Source organism: uncultured Umboniibacter sp. (genome assembly GCF_947497555.1).
GTDB lineage: Bacteria > Pseudomonadota > Gammaproteobacteria > Pseudomonadales > DSM-25080 > Umboniibacter.
Genome location: NZ_CANMGY010000002.1, coordinates 334,989 through 357,878, shown reverse-complemented (window position 1 = coordinate 357,878; position 22,890 = coordinate 334,989). Strand labels below are relative to the sequence as shown.

At 49.2% G+C, this 22,890-nt stretch carries 17 protein-coding genes; 12 read left to right on the top strand and 5 right to left on the bottom strand.

Going from position 1 to position 22,890, the window contains the following annotated elements; genetic code table 11:
- Positions 1-135: 135 nt before the first annotated feature.
- Positions 136-1,422, bottom strand: coding sequence for a tetratricopeptide repeat protein (locus Q0698_RS04470; protein WP_298634143.1), 1,287 nt, complete (start codon positions 1,420-1,422; stop codon positions 136-138).
- A gap of 118 nt (positions 1,423-1,540) precedes the next feature.
- Here Q0698_RS04470 and Q0698_RS04465 point away from each other — a divergent pair, with 118 nt between their 5' ends.
- On the top strand, positions 1,541-2,995 hold the full coding sequence (locus tag Q0698_RS04465; protein ID WP_298634141.1) for a S41 family peptidase: 1,455 nt from the start codon (positions 1,541-1,543) through the stop codon (positions 2,993-2,995).
- Here the strand turns inward: Q0698_RS04465 and Q0698_RS04460 are convergent.
- Positions 2,973-4,775, bottom strand: coding sequence for a sulfotransferase (locus tag Q0698_RS04460; protein ID WP_298634139.1), 1,803 nt, complete (start codon positions 4,773-4,775; stop codon positions 2,973-2,975). The two genes, Q0698_RS04465 and Q0698_RS04460, sit on opposite strands and share 23 nt — an antisense overlap.
- A gap of 218 nt (positions 4,776-4,993) precedes the next feature.
- On the opposite strand from Q0698_RS04460, the gene Q0698_RS04455 reads away from it, so the two are divergent.
- Positions 4,994-7,267 (top strand): TonB-dependent receptor, encoded by a 2,274-nt coding sequence (locus Q0698_RS04455; RefSeq protein ID WP_298634137.1) that lies wholly within the window; start codon positions 4,994-4,996, stop codon positions 7,265-7,267.
- Positions 7,268-7,517: 250 nt separating this feature from the next.
- On the opposite strand, the gene Q0698_RS04450 is transcribed toward Q0698_RS04455, so the two are convergent.
- Positions 7,518-7,868: a hypothetical protein gene (locus tag Q0698_RS04450; protein ID WP_298634135.1), complete on the bottom strand. Its 351-nt coding sequence runs from the start codon at positions 7,866-7,868 to the stop codon at positions 7,518-7,520.
- Positions 7,869-8,163: 295 nt separating this feature from the next.
- Here Q0698_RS04450 and Q0698_RS04445 point away from each other — a divergent pair, with 295 nt between their 5' ends.
- The 5 genes from Q0698_RS04445 (at position 8,164) to Q0698_RS04425 (ending at position 14,057) form a co-directional block, all read left to right on the top strand.
- On the top strand, positions 8,164-9,141 hold the full coding sequence (locus Q0698_RS04445; RefSeq protein WP_298634133.1) for an alpha/beta fold hydrolase: 978 nt from the start codon (positions 8,164-8,166) through the stop codon (positions 9,139-9,141).
- Between the two features lie 233 nt (positions 9,142-9,374).
- Positions 9,375-10,796, top strand: a complete 1,422-nt coding sequence (locus Q0698_RS04440) for a TolC family protein (protein ID WP_298634131.1) — start codon at positions 9,375-9,377, stop codon at positions 10,794-10,796.
- A complete protein-coding gene (locus Q0698_RS04435; protein WP_298634129.1) occupies positions 10,793-11,788 on the top strand; it encodes an efflux RND transporter periplasmic adaptor subunit in 996 nt (331 codons plus the stop codon). The genes Q0698_RS04440 and Q0698_RS04435 overlap by 4 nt, the downstream gene beginning before the upstream one ends.
- Positions 11,788-12,897 (top strand): ABC transporter permease, encoded by a 1,110-nt coding sequence (locus Q0698_RS04430; RefSeq protein ID WP_298634127.1) that lies wholly within the window; start codon positions 11,788-11,790, stop codon positions 12,895-12,897. Before Q0698_RS04435 ends, Q0698_RS04430 begins: the two co-directional genes overlap by 1 nt.
- A complete protein-coding gene (locus tag Q0698_RS04425) occupies positions 12,894-14,057 on the top strand; it encodes an ABC transporter permease (RefSeq protein WP_298634124.1) in 1,164 nt (387 codons plus the stop codon). The genes Q0698_RS04430 and Q0698_RS04425 overlap by 4 nt, the downstream gene beginning before the upstream one ends.
- A 58-nt stretch (positions 14,058-14,115) precedes the next feature.
- Here Q0698_RS04425 and fghA read toward each other — a convergent pair whose 3' ends face one another.
- Together fghA and Q0698_RS04415 are read right to left on the bottom strand one after the other, a co-directional pair.
- Positions 14,116-14,967: an S-formylglutathione hydrolase gene (fghA, locus tag Q0698_RS04420; protein ID WP_298634122.1), complete on the bottom strand. Its 852-nt coding sequence runs from the start codon at positions 14,965-14,967 to the stop codon at positions 14,116-14,118.
- 26 nt (positions 14,968-14,993) lie between these two features.
- A complete protein-coding gene (locus tag Q0698_RS04415; protein WP_298634120.1) occupies positions 14,994-16,133 on the bottom strand; it encodes an S-(hydroxymethyl)glutathione dehydrogenase/class III alcohol dehydrogenase in 1,140 nt (379 codons plus the stop codon).
- Positions 16,134-16,474: 341 nt separating this feature from the next.
- Here Q0698_RS04415 and Q0698_RS04410 point away from each other — a divergent pair, with 341 nt between their 5' ends.
- From Q0698_RS04410 to Q0698_RS04390, 5 genes are all read left to right on the top strand, one after another.
- Complete coding sequence (locus Q0698_RS04410; RefSeq protein ID WP_298634118.1) at positions 16,475-18,292, top strand: M2 family metallopeptidase; 1,818 nt, start codon at positions 16,475-16,477, stop codon at positions 18,290-18,292.
- Positions 18,293-18,399: 107 nt separating this feature from the next.
- The gene (locus tag Q0698_RS04405; protein ID WP_298634117.1) at positions 18,400-19,404 is read left to right on the top strand and encodes a zinc-binding dehydrogenase; all 1,005 of its coding nucleotides are present in this window, start codon (positions 18,400-18,402) and stop codon (positions 19,402-19,404) included.
- A 129-nt stretch (positions 19,405-19,533) separates the two neighbouring features.
- Positions 19,534-21,402, top strand: coding sequence for a DUF885 domain-containing protein (locus tag Q0698_RS04400; protein ID WP_298634115.1), 1,869 nt, complete (start codon positions 19,534-19,536; stop codon positions 21,400-21,402).
- A gap of 82 nt (positions 21,403-21,484) precedes the next feature.
- The gene (locus Q0698_RS04395; protein WP_366140270.1) at positions 21,485-21,889 is read left to right on the top strand and encodes a DUF3302 domain-containing protein; all 405 of its coding nucleotides are present in this window, start codon (positions 21,485-21,487) and stop codon (positions 21,887-21,889) included.
- On the top strand, positions 21,889-22,848 hold the full coding sequence (locus tag Q0698_RS04390) for a biotin/lipoyl-binding protein (protein ID WP_298634112.1): 960 nt from the start codon (positions 21,889-21,891) through the stop codon (positions 22,846-22,848). Before Q0698_RS04395 ends, Q0698_RS04390 begins: the two co-directional genes overlap by 1 nt.
- The last annotated feature ends 42 nt before the right edge of the window (positions 22,849-22,890 follow it).

Genomic DNA, 22,890 nt, shown 5'->3' with positions numbered 1-22,890 from the left:
CGGCGGTAACAGGGGTTCGACTCCCCTTGGGGACGCCATATTAAAGAAGCTCAACCGTTTGGTTGGGCTTTTTTTTGATTGAAGAAAAGTGCCGTGAGACGGTGTGCCGTATGTGCGACGGAAAGTGGATGACCACTAGGGATAACAGTTAACTTCAACAGCTAGTCGCTCATTGATATTCCGGCAAAGTGAATTCGCCTCAGTCAACTCTCCCTGGCTCCTTAGGACGTTCGAGAGCCCTACGGTAGCACCAATATGGAGAGGTTCGTTTGCAAGCACCTTGCGGTACCAAATTTCCGCTTCAGTAGGCTTATTTATTAGAACGAGACGGTCGGCGATCAACGTGCCGATGTCCGAATGCCAGGGTCGAATCTTAGCGATGTCAACGTCATAGCGTCTCGACATAGCTGCGTAGGCGCGCTGATAGCTGTTGAGAGCAGCCTGTGGTTGTCCTTCGATATCGTAAATACCCGCTAAATTTATCAGCACATCCCAGGCGTCCGGGTCGAGTTGAAGTGCCTGTTCATAGTGTTCCTTGGCCGCTGCGAAATCGCCCTGTGCCGTAAGAACAAATCCTAGCGCTTTGTGGGTCTTCGGGTTATTGGGAGAAAGTTCCACGGCTCGAAGGGCGAGTGACTGCGCTCTCGCCAACGAGACTGTTGCGCTATCGGTGGCAAACAGTCCCTGCTCAAGCGCCTCACGCATCGATGTCTGCTGAGGGTTGCTAACATCCGGGGACCATCGCAACAGGCGCTGTACGATCGCATTAGCCAATCCCGATTGGGCCTCTGCACTGTCAGGGCGCATCGCAATAGACTGTTGATAGAGGCTAATAGCCATCTCATTATCCGCTTGACGCATTTGATGATAAAAGTTATCCGCTCGCTCAAGCTGCTCAGTAAATAGCGTTTCTTCTTGGCTACCGCGGCGGTGTTCAATCCAAGCCCAGGCGGAAAAGGCGACTGCGGCGAGTATGAGGATAGCAAGCAGCAATGTGACTCGATGTCTTAGCTGATGGCTGACTAGTTCCCCCTGAGAAGCATCTCTTTTCTCTTCAACTTGATGATTAGGCATATTCTCTTCAGCTGGAAGATTCGGCAGAGCTTTAACTGAGCAGATTAATTGATAGCCACGTTTCGGTATGGTTTTAATGAATTTTGGCGAACGAGCGTTATCCTTCAAAGCCTTTCGCAACTGCGAGATAACCCTAAGTAAGGCGTCATCACTGACGATAACGTCACCCCAAGCTTGCTTAATCAAATCTTCTTTACTAATCATCAGGGGGTAAGCACTAACCAATTCGGCTAGCACTGCGATGCACTTCGGCTCTACGCGGGTAGCGTCGGTTGGGTTTTGCCCGGTTGAGATAACCCCTAGCGACAGGTCAACGTTCACTTCACCCAATTGTAGTTTTTGCGTCATAGCTCTACTTAATTTGAAAGTCTCCTCAGGAAAATATCAGAAATACCTCAGTAAATCATCAGGACGTTGCGCCCAGTTTGGCCAAGACTAGCGGGGCTAATCACTAATGAGGTTCATAATGAAACGCTTTCTGCTACTTATCAGCTTGTTCATCCCTGTTGTACTTTTCGCCGAAGAGGAATACTTCAGCGCTGAGGTAATTCGCTCTGATTTTCACGAACTCTACCGCGGCTTACTTGAGGCCCAGTATGACCCCTTTCATCAAATCTCCGCCGAGGAACTAGAACAACGTTATCAGGAACTCGCTAGTTCGATAAATAGCCCACAAACACTCCGAGAAGCTAGCGCGCTGTTTCAGAGCTTTACGGCGCTAACCGAAACCGCTCATACTCGGGTTGAATTCCCCATGGATACCTATCAATCGTACCTACAGAGTGATGGCAAAACGTTATCACTTTACTTGGACATCAGTTCCGATGAAGTAGTTATTGACGATTATTTCGGAGCGGAGCCGGAGTTATATTCAGGAGTTAAGGTAATCGCCGTAGATGGACTTCCCGTTCGGCAATGGCTCGATCGCTACGAAGTCCTCGTCGCGGCAGATAACCAGCAACTTAAAAATGTGATGTTGGGTATGCAGCTCCAGGGAATGCTCTGGTGGGCTGATGGCGCCAGGGAAAGCTATGAGATAACTATCATGGCCGACGATGGCTCCCCTGTAACAGTTAGCGCTATAACAACGAGCTATGATGAGCAGGCGTTAATTGCCAATGCCTCGCAAGCTGAGGTTCAAAAAGAACCACTAAGAGACTATCAGCTCTTAGCGCCGCAAGTTGGTTATCTGAAGCCCGGACCATTTTATCATGCTGAAGGAGAAAACCCGTGGGACACTGAGCCATTTAAACGCTGGGTGGACGAAGCCTTTAATTCATTTATAACCGCCGATGTAGAGTATGTGGTGATTGATTTGAGGTCGAACCCAGGAGGCTCGAATAGTTTCAGCGATCATCTTGTTGCCTGGTTTGCTGACCAAGCTTTTGCCTTTGCTTCAGATTTTAGAGTGCGAGCGTCTTCGCAGGCTAGGGAAGCGAATCTGGAGCGTTTAGCACTCACGTTCGATGAGACTGATATATCGCATCGATATGAGACTTTCTTTGCCGAAAAAACGGCTGGGGAGATATTCTCATTTCCCCTTGATTCAAGCCTGCCTCGTGACGGAACTCGTTTTGAGGGTGAGGTTATTGCGCTAATCGATGAGACTTCCTTTAGTAATGCAGTATCGGTGGCGGCCATTATTCAAGACTATGGTTTTGGCACCTTAATTGGGCAGAAAACCGCTGACCTGGCCACCACTTACGGTGCGATGGAACACTTTAGACTCTCTGAAACCAACCTTCAGGTAGGTTTTCCTAAGGCTTTAATCATTCGACCTAATGGCGATTCACAGCCGGATGGCGTTACTCCAGACGTGCGTGTTCAATCTCACCAAGATACCTTAGCAGCTGCCTTGGAGTGGATTGAGGGGGAGCGGTGTCGGAAGTTGTCATCGACTACTGTGACAGTTCAGCAATAAACGGGTGAATGGCCGAGCCATAACGAGATAGTTTATTAACTGATTCGTTATGAATCGCTCGGCGAGCCTGCCGTAAATTAGGCGAGTGGATCCATTGAGAGCCACTTTGCGGGTGTAAGCAAGCCTCGTCGAAGGGTAGGCCAACTGAGTCCAGCAGGTTGGTAATAACTTGCTCTGGCTCGGTGACTAGCTGCTCATAGCTAACACGGTGCACTCTGTCACTCCAGCCATTTGAGAGTAGCTGCGAAAGCTCCCGGGCATGTTCCCATACTTGAGCCAAAGCACCTGGCGAGTTGGCGAAGCGATATTCCCGTGACAGAGACTGCTGATAAATGGATAGGCAGTTGTCAGTACGGTCGCGCTCGCAGATTACAAATCTAGCTTCGGGAAGAAGCGCCGCGATGAGAGGAATATAGAAAATGTTGATCGGTGTGTGTTCAACAGCTACCACACCCGGCTCAGGCAGAAGATCCTTCAGCAACTTATCTCGAGTGCGCTGCTTTTGCTCAGGCGATAGTCGACTCAGGCACTCACTTGGATTATTCGGGTCCAGCTTTAGTTCGCTGATTAGCTTCGCAATGATCCCAGTTTCACCCATGGCAGTACATTGCTCATGTTGTGAAAGGATTCGTTGAGTCAAAGTTGTGCCGCTGCGAGGCATACCGGTCACAAAGATAACCGAGGGATTGGCGCTAGCGTTTGGGAGACTGAAATTATTGAGCTGATAGTGAGTTGGAAAGGATACGCCACAACCCTCTTCCTTCATTTTCAGCTCACGTGCCCGCTGCGTGCTTGCAAATGAGTCGGAGTAATTGGCTTGCTGATGCTGGAGTTTAGCCAAAACAAACCAGTACCTAGCGGAGGACTGAAACGGTGCGCAATGCTGTTCGAACAGATTAACTAGTCCAGCGTGACTGTTAGCTGGATCAATCGTCGAGAGTTGATACCATGCCTCAAAATCAGAGGGATTGAGTTCAATGATGCGAGTAAATAATGATTCAGCAAGATCTAGCTCGCCTCGTTTTGCCGCAAGTACGCCCAAATTGAGTTGGCTATCACGCTTATCAGGGGTGGCCGCTAGAATAGCCTGATAGCAGTCATAGGCGGCTTCGAACTCCTTTAGTTTGGTGAGTAGTACCGCCTCAAGGTGCAACAGATCAGTGCTATTGGGGAATTCTTGGCGAGCTTTTAATAATAGGTCGCCGGCGTTTTTTAGATCATCAATTTCTAGGTAGGCGCGGATGATTCCATTGAGTCGTTGCTCGGTAGGACCATCCGTTGAGATACTTTTGGTAAACGCCTGAATAGCCACCTTGAACTTAGCTTGCGCTAGTGCCAGCCATCCCGCTTCATCCAACACTAAGGAATTGTTTGGGGCGACGGCGAGTAGTTGCTGTAGCTGTTGTTTCGCCCAGCCGAATTTACCGCCAATACGAAGCGCCGTGACAAATTCAACTTGCACTTCAAGGTTGGCGGGCAGCCCCTCGGAAGCCAGTCGATAACATTCAATTGAACGCAGTGCATCACCGAATTGGATGGCGATATAGCCCGCCATTCGGGCGAGATTAGCTGACTTTATCTCGGTAGGATTAAGTGAACTTAAGTAGCGCTGAGCTTTGGTAATTTGGGCTGACTTCAGCAGTAGCCCGCATAGTAGCTCGAGAGACTCCTGATCCTGTTGATCTGCCTTAATGATAGCTTCGAGTGAATCAATAGCACCCAGGGTGTCGCCTTGAGATAGGAGTCGTTGGGTGTGTTTTAAAGCTTCACTGGGCATCATCGTTACTCTGAAATATCGGTTTGTTTAGAATGATGTTACGCCCAACTTAGCCTTGCAATCAATGAGTTTATCTAAACGATAAAGCGTATTTTTGACCTTAGAACTAACCTGTTTGCATTCGCAGTAAAAAGTTTTGCATCCGAAGTACTTTTGGTTTTATATTAAGAATAAGGTGTCAAGACAACAAAAATAAACATCTGTATACGGAGAGCGAAAAAATGGAAGTAAAGCGTAATGCACTTTATCTAGGGGTCTCGTTGGCCCTGTCGGGCTCAGTAGTAGCTCAGCAGGAAGCTGAAGCGACTGATCAAGAATCAACTAACAATCGTCAAGTCGAAGAAATTATTGTTACGGCGACGAAGCGATCTCAGGACATTCAGAGTGTTTCCGTTGCGGTTACCGCTCTGGGCGCTGAAGATATCGCGAAGGGCGGCATTGAAGATGTTAGCCGAATCGAGAACCTCGTTCCTGGTATGAGCTACGGTCAGTCTGGTAGCGAAGTCCGTTTGGCGATTCGTGGTACGCGAACTAACAACGTTGGTTCTGAAGCCGAACAGGTAGTTGGTATTTTTGAGGATGGCGTTTACGTCCCTACCACTACTCAAGCTTTGGGCTCCTACGTGGATCTTGAGCGAATCGAAGTACTTCGTGGTCCTCAGGGCACACTTTACGGTCGTAACACCTTCGGTGGTACCATCAACATCCATACCCGTGCTCCAGAATTTGATGAGGTTAGCGGCTACGTTCAAGCACTAGCGGGTACCTATGACCGTCGTAAGGTGGAAGGCGCGGTAAACCTGCCAATTTCCGATACGCTTGCGGTTCGTCTAGCAGGTTTGACGGATCAGCGTGATGGCTATATTGAGAATACCTACGTTGATGGTCCAAGTGATGACCTCAACGACGCAGACAACACCTATTTCCGTGGAAGCTTACGTTGGCAACCAACTGACTCTCTGGATGTAATTGTTCGCGCAGGCCAGGGAACTCAAGAGGGTAACGGTTCGGCAATTTGGGGCTACCAGCAGATTGGTGCCTACGACAACGGTAATTTCCTTCCAGGTCACCAGTTCCTCCCTTCCGATGCGACCTCCGCAACGGATCAAGGGCCGTGGAAGGTTTCGCGCAACATGCCTTCGAGCGTAGATCTTGAAAGCTCATTCTTTACTCTTCAAGCAGAGTGGGATGCAGATTGGATGGTTATCAAGTACACCGGTAACCAGACGAATTTTGAAGGTTCACAGACCTATGACCCAGATTACAGTGACGGTGGTAGTTTAACGGACTCTGGCTTCGTTGGTTGGAATTCCGATCAAGATACCTCGTCGCATGAAATTCAGTTCACTTCTCCGGCTAATGATACCTTTGAGTGGTTAGGCGGCGCCTATTACTTCGAACAAGCCGCTGGTTGGAACTGGTTAGAGCGAGTGGGCGGTGTTACCGAAGTCCCACATTGGGATAACCAGGGTGATTACGTCAGTACCTCACTCGGTGTGTTTGCTAACGGTACGCTACACCTTAGCGAAGCAATGCGCCTAGTGGGTGGTATTCGCTACGCTGAAGACACCAAACAACAGCGCGACCCACTTGATTGGAGTGTTTGGCCGCCGGTTCCTATGAAGGGACAGGGCAGCAAGGGCGAGTGGAACGATGTGTTGTACAAAGCCGCGCTTGAACATGATCTAAATGATGATCAAATGATCTATGGCCAGGTGTCTACCGGTTATCGTGCTGGTGGTATCAACTTCGTTGACCCAGTTGTTCCGCTAACCTATGACCCAGAGACGGTGACCGCATGGGAAGTGGGTTATAAGTCTACGTGGTTAGATCGCACTATGGTCTTCAACGCGGCTCTATACCTAAACCAATATCGTGACATGCAGGCTCAGTCTTTCGTGGTTCAGGGTACCGGCGTCACAGAGTTCACCGAAAACGGTGGCGAGCTGGATAGCATGGGTTTCGAAGCGGAATTGAGCTGGAACCCAACTGACCAGTTGAGCCTCTCTGGCTCCCTGTCAATTATGCAGGCAGAGTTTGGTAAGTATGAAGTTTCTAAGGTTCAGGGCTTAGGTGATATGGGTGGCCGTCAGGACCTTAACGACCCGTCGTCACTACTAAATCTTGAGGGCTTCCGTCCGGCGCTGGCACCAGAGCTGACTTTAGGTCTTCAGGCTAGCTATGATATTTACCTAGGTGATATGGGTACGCTTACTCCGTACGCGCAAACCTATTACTCGGGTGACTACTATGCTTACGACATCAACGTAGATGGCGCTAAGCAAGATTCGTTCACACGTACTGATCTGCGTTTAATCTGGGCTTCTCCTGATGCAACTTGGGAAGTACAGGGTTACGTGATGAACTTGGAGAACGAAGCGCAGTTAAATCGCGTAGTGGTGTTCAACCCAAGCCAGAGCCCGTCAATTGCGAGTCTTCAGGCTAACTGGAGTAACCCGCGTACAGCAGGCGTGAGTGTTAACTACAACTTCTAAGTTGTAGCGCTGAAACTCGAAAGCCCCAGTTCTTAGAGCTGGGGCTTTTTTCATTTATGGGGCGAAATTTCTCACTATTCGAATCGTTCGTTCATTCAACTATTCAGAGAGTTTGCATACTTAATTGGGTGCTGGCAGAGAAACATAGCGTGAAAATTAGACCTTCAATCAAAGCAAAAAGGGCGGCATGATTAATCAAGCCGCCCTCTACTTCTATGGTAAGCGCTAACCACGAACTGAATCGTTAAGATTAGGCGCTTTCGCTACAGTTAAATTCCACTCGAACTCGAGTTAAATCATAGCTAGACATGCCGCTTGGACAGGCTGATGCGCCGCAACTGCTGTGGCTACCTGAGCTACTTGTTGTGGTCTGCTTGACAGTGTCGTTTATGGACAAGGCAGACTGTTGAGCTACGCAGTAGTTAGTTGCGACCGAATAGGCTTTCTCGGTGAATCGCTCCAGCTGTGTTGGCATTGCAGTATAAGGTGATGTGACACTAAATGTTGAAGTGTCTAATTGTTGAACTGCATACTGTGGCGCCATAGAGCACCCAGCGGATAGGGTAATAAGTACAGCAGAGATAACGGCAAATTTTTTCATGGCATGCGTCCTGCATCAATTAAAATATTGGCCACAGAGTTCGTAGCGACAGACCGAGAGTAACACGAAGATTGAATCTTTTCAAAATTCTTGGATTTGGCGTATCCCCACCTCTATTGCTAGTAAGGCGAGATTGCTGGTAAAGCGAGCAATCAAATCTATCTAGCTTGTTACGCTTAGAACGTTGACTCAAAGGTGACAATAGTCGCAGAGGTGACATGCTAATGTTGAGTTTAAAGATTCTAGAAGTTATTGACGATCTAGAACAATAACTAATAATAACAAGGAAATAGCTATGTCAGCTCAGAAGCTTACCGTACTTTCGCGCACCCTAATTGTCGGCTTAGTTGCGGCTATAGTTGGGATCGTTTCAATCTCTCATGCCAGCGATGTGGATAGGCGCAGTGTCACCATTTGGAGCGAGGGTGTTCGCTTAGCCGGTGACGTTTATACCCCGAAGTCTATTGAGGAAGGACAACGTCTGCCGGGGGTTCTTATGATCGCCGGTTGGGGAGGTAATAAATCTAACGTTGGTCGTAATTACGCGGAAGCGATTGCAGCCGAAGGTTTCGTGGTGCTCACCTTTGACTTTAAGGGATGGGGTGAAAGCGATGGTCCGCTGGTAGCGTCAACCGTTATGGGCGCTGCTGACGAAAGCCAAACCTTTATGTTGGAAGCGCAACATGTTCGAGGGATTATAGATCCGTACTCAATGTCTGCGGATGTGAGAGCGGCGCTCTATTTCCTAGGAGGTGAGCCCCAGGTAATGCCAAATAATTTGGGTGTTTGGGGCACCAGCATGGGCGGTGGCTTGGGATTGATTCCCGCAGCAACGGACCCACGTGTGAAAGCGTTTGTGAGTCAGATGGGGCCGGTGAATTACGCTCACAATCTTCAGGCGCTCCCAGCGGATGGCATGTGGCAGATCGAAACACTTACCGCGCGAGGTGAACTACCTGCCTTCCCAGGACCAGTGAGCAGAATTGATCCTTCGCTAGCGGGTTTTCCAGACTGGCCGGCGTTGAAGCGCTTCAACTTAATGCCATATGTTAATCACCTCGCTACGCCAACACTTGTGATTGATGCCGAAGATGAGACGATGTTTGATCGACAGCTGAATGGAGTATTGTTATTCGAAGCGGTTGAGAAAAAGGCTGATGCACGATACGTCACTTTCCCGGGCGGGCATTACGACATGTATCATGGCGAAAACCTCGGTAGCAGCCGACAAGCCGCTTTGGAGTGGTTTCAATTACATTTAAAAGGTGAATGAACGCTCCTTCGCTTCGCTCTGATGAGTCCGATATTCCGAATGAGCTGCTCACAATTTTTCGGAGTCTAGGTCTGAGGCGTCGTTCACTGGGCTCCATGAGATTTTTGAAATTCGTTGTCTCGCGGATTATTTCCAATTAGTTTTGGACTAAAGCATCTGCTCTAAGCGGCAAAGGGTGATTAGAAATACCTCTCTCCTCGAAAAATTAACGGTCTATACTGAAACAGTAGACCATGCAATTTAATCAGAGTGAGGTACCTGCTATCGCTGCCTTCGTTAACTTTGGCGCTCGACGACTTGCTGTTGGCGTATTCCTAACCTTGGCAACTATGTCTTGGACGCCAACTATTTCAGCTCAATCATTCAGTGCCGCCTGGCAAGAAGTGCTTGCCAATGACAGTGTCTTGGCTGCCGAACGAGCCAAACTGGATAGTAGAACTAGCCTCAATGAGGTAGCTGATGATTTGAATTGGCCGAGACTAGATCTGAACATGGCCTACGTTCAGATGGCCGACCCTATTCAATTAGATATCCTTGATCTTGAACCGCTTGCGTCGGCACCCGGCGCAATTACCTCGTTGCCTGGCTTAGTGGGTATACCTACGGTTACCGACTTTACTGACGACAATCTATCCACCGTCTCATTACAAGCCATGTGGCCTATCTATACCGGTGGGAAAATATCGGCCTCTCAGGATATTATCAATTCTCAATACGATGAGTCTCGGGCCGAATTCCAGCTAAAGGTTTCCGAACGTTTTGGGGTGCTGGTGGAGCGTTACTACGGTCTTCAATTGGCACGCCATAATCAACAGCTTCAGGAGCAGGTAGTTGCAAGTATCCAGGGGCATGCGGATGCGGCCGCATTGCTGGAGCAGCAGGGGCAGATCGCCCGAGTTGAAACGCTACAAGCTTTGGTTGCGTTGGATGATGCCAAGGTTGCGCTCGCTCGTGCCGAAAGCCAAGTAACGATGGCTGAATTAGCGCTTCACCAGTTGATCAATAGCGATCTCGTCAATCTACAATCTCACCTTTTTATTGACGTAGAGTTAGCCCCTGCTGCGCATTATATCGAAACAACATTGAATACCTTTCCTGCTTTAGATGTGTTGGATGCAAAACTTGCGCAAAGCGGCGCAGCGATCGATCTCCAGAAAAGTGAATATGCTCCAACGGTCTTTCTCTTCGGCGATTATCAAGCTTACGAGGGGGATAGTTTACTCGCTGATATAACGCCAGATTGGCAAGTGGGAGTGGGGGTATCGGTACCCTTGATAAGCAATAGTGGGCGATCAGCTAGAGTTCAGGCTGCGCATAATGTGCAGCTAGAAGTGCAGAATTTGTCTCGCCAAACTCGCACTGACCTTCAATTGCTGGTCAACCATGCCTATGAGCAAGCCCAACAGGCACAACTTGAATATCAGCGTTTAGCCACGGCGCTTGAATTAGCTGCCGAGAATATAAAGCTCCGCGAAAAGGCATTCAGAGAGGGCTTGGGAACCAGTAGAGATCTCGTGGACGCCACCACCTACAAAACCGTGGTAGAAATGCGCAGAGCCGCGGCAGCTTATGCATTCGTTTTTCAGTATGCGCAGCTATGTGCGCTAAGTTCGTCAATTGATCAGTTTATCAGGACTAGTGGAGACTCTCGATGACTAAGCCAGTAAGAGCGTTACTAATCGTCGTAGCCGCGTTAGTTCTATTGTTAGTAATGCGCAGCCTTTGGAGTTTCCTCCAGCCGACAGAGTCAATTTTACAGGGACATATTGAGGCGCGTGAATTTATTGTCAGCTCCAAAGTACCTGGCCGAATAGGTTCGGTCCTAGTAGAGAAGGGGCAGATGGTCGCGGTTGATGACCTTATATTCACTATCGTTAGCCCCGAACTTGATGCGAAAATGCAACAGGCCGAGGCCGGGCGAGACGCCGTAGGGGCATTAGCTCGCCAAGCAGAGGTGGGGGCTCGTGAGCAGGAAATTGCGATAGCACGGGAACAGTGGGAGAAATCCAAGGTAGCGGAAGAACTGTTCCATAACACGTACCTTCGAATCCAGTCTTTATATGATAGCGGCGTGGTCGCACTGCAACTTCGTGACGAAGCTCATGCACAGTGGCAAGCCGCGAAGCTCACGGCGACCTCGGCGGCTGCATTTTACGACATGGTCCAAGAGGGCACGCGCGAAGAGATTGTTGATGCCGCCAGAGCGGAGCTCTCGATGGCTGATGCAGCGGTCGCTGAGGTGAGTGCGTTTCAGGCTGATACCCGAATATTTAGCTGGATGACAGGGGAGGTGAGTGAAATCATCATGCGCCCGGGTGAAATCGTTCCACCGGGATTCCCAGTAGTGACTTTGATTGATATGAGTCAGGCTTATGCGGTACTCGCTGTCCGCGAAGATCAGCTTCCCCAATTTGTTAGTGGCGCTAGGGTCAGTGCTGATATTCCAGCGTTAGGGCTAACGCAGCAGGAGTTTACAGTGCGGCATGTAGCGGTGATGGGGGATTATGCAATGTGGCGGGCCACTGATAGTCGTCAGGGTTATGATATGAGAACCTTTGAAGTGGAGCTAGAACCCGTCGAGGAACTTGATAATCTTCGCGCCGGAATGAGTGTCTTAGTTCACCTTAGCGCTGCAGTTAATCCCTAATGTTTCACTCGATTCGTTCTAGTACATGGTGGCTGCTCATAGTAGCCCCTCTGCTTCTTTTTCTCGCGCTGAGTGTCATCTTTAACGCGCAGGTAGTTCGGGATGTTCCGGTAGCATGGGTGGATATTGATCACTCATCAGCATCACGCTCGCTATTCCGGCAGCTCGATTCATCCCCGTCGATTAAACTGGTTTCCTATGCCTCAGCACTCGAAGCTGAACAGGCTATGAAAGTTGGTGAAGTTTATGGGCTGGTAATCATTCCCGCTAACTTCGGTAGTGATGTGCTAACGCGTCGACAGCCCGTGGTCAGAGCCGTAGTCAATGGTCAGCTAGTACTTATTGCCAAAGTGATTCGCTCTGCCGTGGCCTCGGTATTAGGCGTTGATCAGGCTATCAATCGCGGGCTTCAGACCTTAGGGCTAACCTTCTCTCCTACTGATGCAGCGTTCGCAGCGGCGCCCGTTCAAGTACAGCTGAGTTCGCTCTACAACCGCTCAGGAAGCTATGGTCAGTTTTTGCTACCGGCAATTTTTCTTGCTATTTGGCAAATTCTAATCGCTATAACAACCGTTGTTCATTTTACCCAAAGACCCGAAGGCTTTGCCGCAAGTGACGAAGGTTGGATCTCAACAGGACAGCGACTTAAGGCAATGATGAGAAGACAAATAGCGCTGCTCCCGTGGTTCTTGGTTCAGGGTTTCGTCGCGGGCATTATTCTCTTTCAGTTCTTCGCCTACCCGTTCTTTGGCAATTGGTTGGTGATGGTCATAGTTAGCCTATTGTTTGTGGCTACTTGCCAAGCCTTAGCGTGGTCGATCTGTTTGTTAGTGCCATCTGACCCGGCAAAGGCTGCAAGTTTAACAGGGGCTATTACGGCGCCGAGTTTCGCGTTTTTGGGCGTTACCTTCCCTAGTAGTGATATGCCGAGCTTAGCGTTGTGGTGGCGCGATGTTCTTCCCGCGGCACAGTCATCCGAGCTGATGTTGGCGATAGCCAACTATGGCGAAATTGCCTTCAATCCCGTCACGGCAATTGGCTGTCAGCTTATAATCATTGGCTTACCCTTCGCGCTCTATCACTTTGTGTATAAAGGAAGGCACGCGTGAGCTGGTGGCGAGACCTTATCTTTGAGTTACGTGCGTTGGTTGCTCATGAAAATACCCGAATGACCGTTTTCATCGCAGCCATTGGCTACGCTATTTTATACCCCTTACCCTATCAGCATCAGCTGCCGACCGATGTTCCTATTGTCGCCGTAGACTTAGATCAGACGGTGGCGTCACGGCGTTTACTTCGCATGATTGATGCCACGCCCCAGGTGTCCGTCGATCGATCTGTGCATAGTGAGCTAGTTGCTCAAGAGCTGGTGGAAGCTCAATCGGTACGAGGCTACCTGGTTATAACCAAGGATTTTAGCCGTGCAATGTATCGACGATCGAGTAGTACGCTGGCGCTAGGAGGGGATGGGGCTTACTACTTGCTCTATGCCACTCAAGCCGAAGGTGTAATGGGTGCAGTGGGGGCGCTTAACGATGAGCTGAGTGAAATGATTCAATTACGGGGGGCTCCAGCCGTTGTTAATGATTCATCAACGCCCTTTGAACTTGCGCTAGTCAATGCGTTTAATCCTGAACTGGGCTACCGTAACTATGTGATTCCTGCCGTATTTTTACTGATTTTGCATCAACTCGCCTTAATGGGCATGGCCACGATGACGTGGGTGCAAAATCAGCGGGGGATTGCTAGCAATCGTTATCAACAGAGCTGGTTTAGAGAGAGTTCGGCCAGGTTAGGCGCTTTTTTGTTGGTGTTTCTCGGACTTTCGTTGCTGTATTTTTATGGGTTGTTACCGCTCTACCACGTGCCCATCTCGGCGTTCAGCATTGGCGTGATGGCCTACCTTAGTATTTTCTTTATCGCGACCCTGTTAATTGGTCAGCTGCTTGGGCGCCTGATATCGCATCCGCAAATGGTGGTGGTGATGGTCATTATGTCATCATTGCCATTGGTGTTTACTGCTGGATTTATCTGGCCAGTTGAATCAATACCAGGCTGGTGGCATTTTGTGATGAGTGCTCTTCCTGCAACCACGGGTATACAGTATTTCCTTCAAATCCATTTGTACGAAGCACCGTTCTCTTCCGTAAGCAGCGAAGTATTTATACTGTTAGGGATCTCAGCGGTTGCCGCTTTAATCGACTATCGTCTATCCCTGCGAGCAAACGCTGTGACGACACCTAAAAAGGTTGCCATCGAAGGTGTTTAGAGGTCTGCTATAAGTTCACTAGAGATATAAAGAGCCCCTTAAGGGGCTCGTAATAGACTTAGTCGGCGAGTAGATATTTGGCATGAAAACGCAGGTGATCATCAATGAAACTGGCGACAAAGTAGAAACCATGATCATAGCCTTCGTGATAGTTGAACTCGATGTCTACCCCAGCAGCTTTAGCAGCGTCGAGGAATATCTGAGAGTGTAACTCTTCAGCTTCAAAGCTGTCATCCGTGCCCACATCAGCCAAAATAGGCTTATCAAACCCACGCTGGGTAATCAGCGCCGTGGCATCATATTCACTCCACGTTGAGCGGTCTTCACCGAGGTAATGGGAAAAGGCTTTTTGCCCCCAAAGGCCATTAGAAGGGTTGGCAATTGGCGCTAAAGCTGACACTGCACAGTAACTATCCGGATTTTTTATAGCGATGGTAAGCGACCCATGTCCGCCCATGCTGTGACCAGAAATAGACTTCCTACTGGTTACTGGGAACTCAGCTTCGATAATCTTTGGTAATTCAGAAACCACGTAATCGTACATCTGATAATGCGTGTTCCAAGGTTCCTGAGTGGCGTTTAGATAGAATCCCGCGCCCTTACCAAAGTCATAGGCTTCATCCGGATCATCGGGAACATCGTCACCACGCGGACTGGTGTCCGGCGCCACAATAGCAATGCCAAGTTCTGCCGCTAGCTTCAAGGCGCCTGCCTTTTGCATAAAGTTTTCGTCAGTACACGTGAGACCAGAAAGCCAATATAGCACCGGTACGGGAGTATCTTCACTGGCGCTTGGGGGCAGGAAGATCGCAAACTGCATAGTACAGTTGAGGGTGCTGGATTGGTGGCTGTATTGAGCGTGATAACCCTCGAATACCTTGGTCTGTGAGAGCTGCTTAATGTCCGTCATAAATTCTTCCTAGTGGAGCCAATTACTTACTTAGCAGTGTGATTAAAGTGAATCACGCTGCGAATACTCTTACCTTCATGCATTAATTCGAATGCCTCGTTAATGCCTTCGAGCGGGAGTGTATGAGTAATGAAGTCATCTAGGGCGAAATCGCCCGCCAAGTACTGCTCTACGATACCAGGAAGTTCACTGCGGCCTTTGACGCCTCCAAAGGCGGTGCCGCGCCAGACTCGCCCCGTTACGAGTTGGAATGGGCGAGTGGAAATCTCTTGGCCCGCTCCCGCAACGCCAATGATGATGGATTCGCCCCAACCCTTGTGACAACACTCAAGCGCCGAACGCATAATATCTACGTTACCGATACACTCGAAGGAGTAGTCAACGCCGCCGTCGGTCAGCTCAACAATCACCTCTTGAATGGGGCGGTCATAGTTTTTCGGATTGATGCAATCGGTAGCGCCAAGCTTCTTCGCAAGCTCAAACTTAGACTCATTGATATCAACGCCAATAATACGTTTAGCGCCGGCCATTCTGGCGCCAATGATTGCGGATAGACCAATACCACCCAAGCCAAAGATCGCTACGGTATCTCCTGCTTCAACTTTTGCGGTATTTAGCACAGCGCCCATCCCCGTGGTAACGCCACAACCTAGCAGGCAAACTTCCTCTAGTGGCGCCTCAGGGTTAACCACAGCGAGGGAGATTTCTGGCAGTACGGTGTACTCAGAAAAGGTTGAACAACCCATGTAGTGATAGATGGGCTCACCGTCTTTGTAGAAGCGCGTCGTGCCATCGGGCATTAAACCCTTACCTTGAGTTTCGCGAACCGCCTGGCAAAGATTAGTTTTACCGGAGGTACAGAATTTACAGACGCCGCATTCCGCGGTGTAGAGTGGAATAACGTGGTCGCCAACCGCTACGCTGCTAACACCTTCACCAATCTCTACCACGATTCCGCCACCTTCATGGCCCATGATGGCAGGAAACACGCCCTCGGGATCTTCGCCGGATAATGTGAATGCATCAGTATGACACACCCCAGAGGCAACGATCTGAACCATGACTTCACCAGCGCGTGGGCGCATAACGTCAACTTCTTCAATGGTTAATGGTTCTCCGGCTGCCCATGCTACCGCAGCTTTTGATTTAATAAATTGATCTGGCATTGCTTGTCCCCTGGATAGTGAGTAGGCGCTGAACTAGGTTGAAAGTCCCTGCAGTTCGGCAGCTGGGCAATTACTGAAATAGTGTAGTTGCCTCGTCTCTTTTAGTTGTAAATCCTACGTTTTCTTACTGTAATTGGTTTTGCCCTTGAAAGTAACATTCTCGGCCTGTGGATCATACTCAGTGACATTCGATTTTGCTGAATAAAGCAACACACAGTTAGCCTGTTTTTCTGCTAATTGTTGAGCGCCAACGAGCCGAGTATAGTCCTCCGTTTGGGGTTGCACCTATCTGTCAGTCCTATTAATGTAGAGTCACGATAATAATTACATAGGAAACCAAGATGGTCACAACTACTAAGTTATTTAATCGCCTGATCATGGCAACTGCCGTGGCGACCGCCGTTGCGGGGTGTTCGCAACCCCAGGACGAGACGCCTCCTAAGACTGCTGAGGATGCTCAGGCGTACGTGCTTGAGGCCGAGCAACGAATTGAGAATTTGTATGAGTACACGGCTAAGGCTTCTTGGGTTGCTCAGACTTATATTAACGAAGACACCCAGTACCTCGAATCCTTAGCCAATGAGCAATTCAAAGTATTGGGAATTGAGTTAGCTAATGGTGCTGCGCAATTTAATGGTATGGACCTTCCTGAAGATACGCAGCGGAAACTCAATTTGCTGCGACTTGGTCTAACACTCCCAGCTCCGGTTGCTCAACCAGAACTAGCAGCTGAGCTTGCCAGCATTGAAAGTCGCTTGGGAGGGATGTATGGCGCTGGATACGATGCCGAGGGCGCTCAGCACGATTTGATAGCCCTCTCAAATACCTTGGCCGAATCATCAGATCCGGATGAAATGCTTCAGGCATGGATTGATTGGCGGAAGGTTTCGCCGCAAATGAAAGCGGACTACACGCGTCTTGTTGAGATTGCTAATCTCGGGGCACAAGATCTTGGTTTTACCGATGTGGGTGCAATGTGGCGTTCTAAGTATGATATGCCAGCGGATGATTTTGCCGCGGAGATGGACCGTGTTTGGGAACAAGTTAAGCCGCTCTATGAAGCACTTCACTGTCATGTTCGCGAAAGCTTGAACGAGCAATATGGTAACGATGTTGTTGCCGATAACGGCGCAATTCCAGCTCATTTACTCGGCAATATGTGGGCTCAACAGTGGGGCAATATCTACGATAGTGTCGCGCCAGAAGGTGGTTCGAGTGTTGACGTAACAGCGCGTCTAGTGGCCGAAAATTATAGTGAAGTACAAATGGTTGAACAGGCAGAAAGCTTCTTTACTTCATTGGGAATCGAAGAGCTGCCAGATACCTTTTGGACGAATTCACAATTTGTTAAACCGGTAGGCCGTAACTCAGTTTGTCATGCCAGTGCCTGGGATGTCACCACTGAGGACTATCGCATTAAAATGTGTATTCAGGTGAATGCAGAGGACTTCCAAACCATTCATCATGAGCTGGGACACAACTACTATCAGCGCGCCTATAATTTAACGCAGCCAATGCTGTATCGCGGCAGCGCCAACGATGGCTTCCATGAGGCGCTGGGTGATACCGTGGCACTGTCTATTACGCCCAGTTATCTGAAGGCCATCGGCTTGATTGAAGAGGAGCCTGATGCCTCAGGTGATCTCCCTTATCTGATGCGTATGGCGTTAGACAAAGTAGCATTTTTGCCCTTTGGTCTGATGGTAGATAAGTGGCGTTGGCAGGTATTCAGCGGAGAGTTAACACCAGAGACCTATAATGAGGGCTGGTGGCAGCTTCGTGAACAGTATCAGGGTGTAAGATCACCGGTTGAACGTTCCGACACTGACTTTGATCCGGGCGCGAAATATCATATTCCGGGTAATACACCTTACTCGCGCTATTTCTTGGCGCATATCCTCCAGTTCCAATTACACCGTGAACTTTGTGAGGCTTCAGGATTTGAAGGTCCGTTACATCGCTGTTCAATTTATGACAACAAAGAAGCCGGCGATAAGCTCATGCAAATGATGGAAATGGGTCAGAGTAGGCCATGGCAGGAGGCACTTGCTACGATTGATGAATCTGGGCAAATGGACGCTACCGCTGTCATCGAATATTTCCAGCCACTCAAGAATTGGCTAGATGAACAGAATGCTGGTCGAAGCTGTGGCTGGTAAGAGCACAGGGCGCTAGTAAAGAGACGATAAGCCGCGACGGATGTTGCGGCTTTTTTACGAATGGCCTTAACTCACACACAACGATGCAGTTTCTAGAGGGAGCGGAAATGGAACGAACACGATGGTATACACCTAAAGCTGGCGACACGGCTCGGCTCACTTTAGTTCATGATCAACTTGGCGAGCTAGCCGACAACGAAGTACGAGTTGAGGTTAAAGCAGTCGGTCTTAACTTTGCCGATATTTTTGCTCTGACGGGGCTTTATAGTGCAACGCCTTCTGGAGGTTTTACTCCCGGGTTGGAGTTTAGTGGTGTAGTGGCTGAGTCGAAGACGAGTGATTATTCCGTGGGGGATAAAGTCATGGGCGTGACGCGTTTTGGAGGCTACACCTCAGTGATCGATACGCCAGCGGCCTATCTTTCGCCTTTGCCAGCTGGCTTTAGTTTTCAACAGGGGGCCGCTTATCCTGTACAGACCCTTACCGCGTACTATGCGCTCAAGGAGCTGGGTGCCCTCAAGCCTTCCCACTCGGTCTTAGTCAATAGCGCGGCGGGTGGCGTGGGGCTTCAGGCTATGCAGTTGATTAAAGCGATGGGTGCCACGGCTATCGGGACGGTTCGAAGCGAGGCGAAGCAAGCATTTCTGGCAACACGGGGAGATGAGCAGGTCTTAGTCCGTGAAGATGACTTTGCGGCGCAACTTATGCGCGAAGGTATCCATATTGACCTAGTGTTAGATGGGGTTGGTGGCGCTGTCCAAAAGGCATGCTTTGATGCCCTGAATCCAATGGGGCGTTTGATTGTGTTTGGTGCCGCGGAATTTACTCCGGGAAAACGTCGGCCAAATTACCTGAAGGCAGCAATTAAGTATATCAGGCGGCCTAAATACGATGTCATGGATATGATCAGTGATAACAAATCGGTCATGGCCTTTAACCTTATTTGGCTCTATGAAAATGTCGCCTACCTCTCGGGTTTGATGGAAGCGATGCAAGCTTATACTACGGAGCCTCCCCATGTGGGCCATGAGTTCCCATTCAATGAAGCACCGGCGGCCATCGAACTATTGAGGTGTGGCAATACTATGGGCAAGGTCGTGCTAACCCTTTGAGATTGAATTTGTTGTTTTATAACGAATAGGTGGTCATCAGCTACCCAATACAGGCCGCATAAGAGGCGACGCTTAAATTCACATTGTGGTACTTTAAGATCTATAACATTAACTTTGAAGGTGCAGACATTGAAACGTTCATCAAAGAAACTTGCTATTGCCATCTCGACTATTTTATCTGGGGCTGTCCTGACGGCCTGTGACACACGTAGTACCACTGAGCAACCTGCCGAATCTACTGCAGAGCAGGTGGAGATTACGGAGACTCAGCGTCTTCACAGTTATTTCGCAACCGAGTTTGAGAACGAGCTTGCGCGTTCACCGTTAAGTCAAACCTATCTTGGGCAGACCGAAGACAAGGTGGCCTACGGGCAGTGGGATGATGTGTCCGATGAAGCGGTGGCTCAGCAATTGCTCCGTGCCGAGCAGACACTGGAAGTGTTAACGACCGAGTTCAATCGTGAGCAATTAGAGCCAGCCGCCAAAGTGAGTTATGACTTCGCGATTGCTATTGCGAATAACGCAATTCGCCAAGCTGAATTCAATGACCATCGTTATGTCTTCACCCAATTCTTTGGGCCGCATACCGATATGTCTACCGTTTTAATTGGCTACCATTCTATTAGCTCAGTTGCAGATGCCGAGGCGTATATCTCGCGTTTAGACAGCTTTGACGAAACTTTGAATCTTCATACCCAGCGAGCTGATGATCTTGCAGCGATTGGTGTCCAACCACCGAGCTTTGCCTATCCAATCATCATCGAAACGGCACAGGGGCTTATTAGCGGGGCGCCTTTTGCCGACGGTGATGATTCTGCGCTATGGGCTGACTTTAAAGGGAAGCTCGCGGAACTTGAAATTAGTGAGGCAGAGCAGGAGCGTTTATTGGCAGAAGCCGAGGATGCGTTGGTATTCGATGTGCTGCCCGCATACCAGCATCTCATTGCCACAATGAACGAGCACGCCCTAAATTCCACCGATGACGACGGCGTTTGGAAACTACCTCGGGGCGAAGCGTTCTATCAAGCACAACTTGAGGAATACACTACTCGCACAGATCTTGATGCTAATGCCATTCATGAACTTGGCTTGGCAGAAGTAGACCGAATTCACGCAGAAATGCGCGACATCATGAATTCAGTGGGCTTCGAAGGTTCACTACAGGAGTTTTTCACTCACCTGAGAACCAGCCCAGAATTTTACTATGAAGATGATGAGTCCGGTCGTCAGGCCTATCTCGCTGAGGCAACCCGAGTTCAAACGGAGATGTTAAACAAAGCGCCCGAGTACTTTAATACGCTGCCACAGGCGGATCTAGAAATTCGCCCCGTTGAGCCTTATCGCATCAAAACGGCAACGGGGGCCTTCTATGAACCTGGATCATTAGACGGGACGCGCCCGGGCGCGTACTACGTCAATATGTCCGATATGAGCGAATTGCCCGCCTATCAGTTAGAAACCCTAGCGTACCACGAAGGTTCTCCAGGCCATCATTTCCAAAGCTCAATTTCTCAGGAGCTAACGGATGCGCCGATGTTTCAACGCTTAGCTTGGTACTCGGCGTATGGCGAAGGCTGGGCGCTTTATTCGGAAATGCTAGGTAAAGACATGGGCTTCTTTACGGACCCTTACCAAGATTTTGGTCGGCTCTCCTATGAAGTATTCCGCGCAGCTCGTTTGGTGGTAGATAGTGGAATTCATGCTAAGCGCTGGACAGAACAGGAAGCGAGAGACTATATGTTAATGGCGACGCCAATGACGCAGGGTGACATCGAGTCGGAGATTCGTCGTTATATTGTTTGGCCTGGGCAAGCGGTATCCTACAAGGTGGGCATGCTAACTATCTGGGAGCTACGCAGTAAGGCTCAAAATTCTCTGGGAGAGCGTTTTGATTGGGGGGAGTTTCACGACGTTATCCTCACAAATGGATCGGTTCCGCTATCGCTATTAACGCAACTCGTTGATGAGTATATCGCCCGTAAATTAAGCTCAGAATAGAATTGTTCTAATTTCGGATTTTAGGCCGCCACTCATTATGAGTTGTGGCCTTAACCGTTTTTGGACCTCAAGGAGTATTGTAATGCTTGAATATTTAGCTCTGGTAATCCTCGTGGTAGCCGCTTTGATCTTATTCTACGGAATCATCGCTATCCACGATATTCCCTATGAGATTTCAAAGTATCGAAATCACCCGCATCAAGATGCCATTCACTATGCCGGTTGGGTTAGTCTTTTTACGCTGCATGTACTTTGGCCATTTCTTTGGATTTGGGCAACACTATATCGTGAGGACCGAGGGTGGGGTATGGCGGCTAAAAAAGATACGGACGCCACGCAATCGCGAAGCGATGAACGCATTGCGCGTTTGGAAGCACAGCTAGAAAATCAGCAGGCGTCTATTAATAAACTCATCACCCTCGCAGAGAGAAATCAGGGCGCGGGCGATGATTCAGCTAACAGTCAGTCTGAGCAAGGAGCCGAGTAATGGATTTATTACTTATTTTAACCTACGCGGCATTCTGTTCTGCGATCTTCAAAATCTTCAAGATTCCGCTGACTAAATGGACCGTTCCTACTGCGGTACTCGGGGGGATCGTATTGATTGGTAGCTTGATTGTATTAATGAACTACAACCATCCCTTCAGTGAAAACAGCCGTACGTACTTTGTCACCAATCCAGTCATTCCGGTTGTAAAGGGAAGAGTTATTGACGTTCCCGTTGAGCCAAATGTAACGGTCGAGCAGGGAGATGTGCTCTTTAAAATTGATCCTCAACCTTATGAATTCAGAATTGCTTCGCTGGAAGCGCGATTAATTAAAGCTCGCGATGACCTCGAACGAGCAGAAACACTGGTTCGAAGCGGTTCGGCGTCGGCACGATCGGTGGATGCAGCGCGCGCAAGTGTTGATGATTTAACGGCTCAGCATGCTGCTGCAAAATACGACTTAGAGCACACCGTAGTGAGAGCGCCTTCTCGTGGCCACGTTACTCAACTAGCGCTTCGTCCAGGAATGATGGCCGTAAATTTACCGCTGTCACCAGCGATGACATTTGTTAATGAGGAGTCTCATTATCTTGTAGGCTGGTATCGACAGAATAGCGCCCTACGGATTAGTGAGGGTTATGAGGCTGAGGTTGCTTTCGATAGTGTTCCAGGTACGGTTTTCACCGGTGAAGTTGTACAAGTTCTAGGCGCGATGGCTGAAGGCCAAATTTCGCCCTCAAGCAGCTTGATCAGTTCCCGAACTTCCAATGTACCTGGGCGAATCGCGGTCATTATTGAGATAACAGATGAGCGTTATGAACAATATCGAGGTCAGTTGCCCGGCGGCGCCTATGCTCAAACGGCTATTTATAGCCCGCATTTCACCCACGTTGCCATTATGCGAAAGATTCTTCTGAGAATGGCATCTTGGATGAACTATCTCTTCCCGTTTCATTAAATCTCAGGAAATAGGTTGCGACTCGAGTTTGGTTTGATAAGT

Coding starts and splice junctions, on each gene's coding strand:
- Q0698_RS04470 (WP_298634143.1), bottom strand. CDS start 1,422: ATGACGCAAAAACTACAATTGGGTGAAGTGAACGTTGACCTGTCGCTA.
- Q0698_RS04465 (WP_298634141.1), top strand. CDS start 1,541: ATGAAACGCTTTCTGCTACTTATCAGCTTGTTCATCCCTGTTGTACTT.
- Q0698_RS04460 (WP_298634139.1), bottom strand. CDS start 4,775: ATGATGCCCAGTGAAGCTTTAAAACACACCCAACGACTCCTATCTCAA.
- Q0698_RS04455 (WP_298634137.1), top strand. CDS start 4,994: ATGGAAGTAAAGCGTAATGCACTTTATCTAGGGGTCTCGTTGGCCCTG.
- Q0698_RS04450 (WP_298634135.1), bottom strand. CDS start 7,868: ATGAAAAAATTTGCCGTTATCTCTGCTGTACTTATTACCCTATCCGCT.
- Q0698_RS04445 (WP_298634133.1), top strand. CDS start 8,164: ATGTCAGCTCAGAAGCTTACCGTACTTTCGCGCACCCTAATTGTCGGC.
- Q0698_RS04440 (WP_298634131.1), top strand. CDS start 9,375: ATGCAATTTAATCAGAGTGAGGTACCTGCTATCGCTGCCTTCGTTAAC.
- Q0698_RS04435 (WP_298634129.1), top strand. CDS start 10,793: ATGACTAAGCCAGTAAGAGCGTTACTAATCGTCGTAGCCGCGTTAGTT.
- Q0698_RS04430 (WP_298634127.1), top strand. CDS start 11,788: ATGTTTCACTCGATTCGTTCTAGTACATGGTGGCTGCTCATAGTAGCC.
- fghA (WP_298634122.1), bottom strand. CDS start 14,967: ATGACGGACATTAAGCAGCTCTCACAGACCAAGGTATTCGAGGGTTAT.
- Q0698_RS04415 (WP_298634120.1), bottom strand. CDS start 16,133: ATGCCAGATCAATTTATTAAATCAAAAGCTGCGGTAGCATGGGCAGCC.
- Q0698_RS04410 (WP_298634118.1), top strand. CDS start 16,475: ATGGTCACAACTACTAAGTTATTTAATCGCCTGATCATGGCAACTGCC.
- Q0698_RS04405 (WP_298634117.1), top strand. CDS start 18,400: ATGGAACGAACACGATGGTATACACCTAAAGCTGGCGACACGGCTCGG.
- Q0698_RS04395 (WP_366140270.1), top strand. CDS start 21,485: ATGCTTGAATATTTAGCTCTGGTAATCCTCGTGGTAGCCGCTTTGATC.
- Q0698_RS04390 (WP_298634112.1), top strand. CDS start 21,889: ATGGATTTATTACTTATTTTAACCTACGCGGCATTCTGTTCTGCGATC.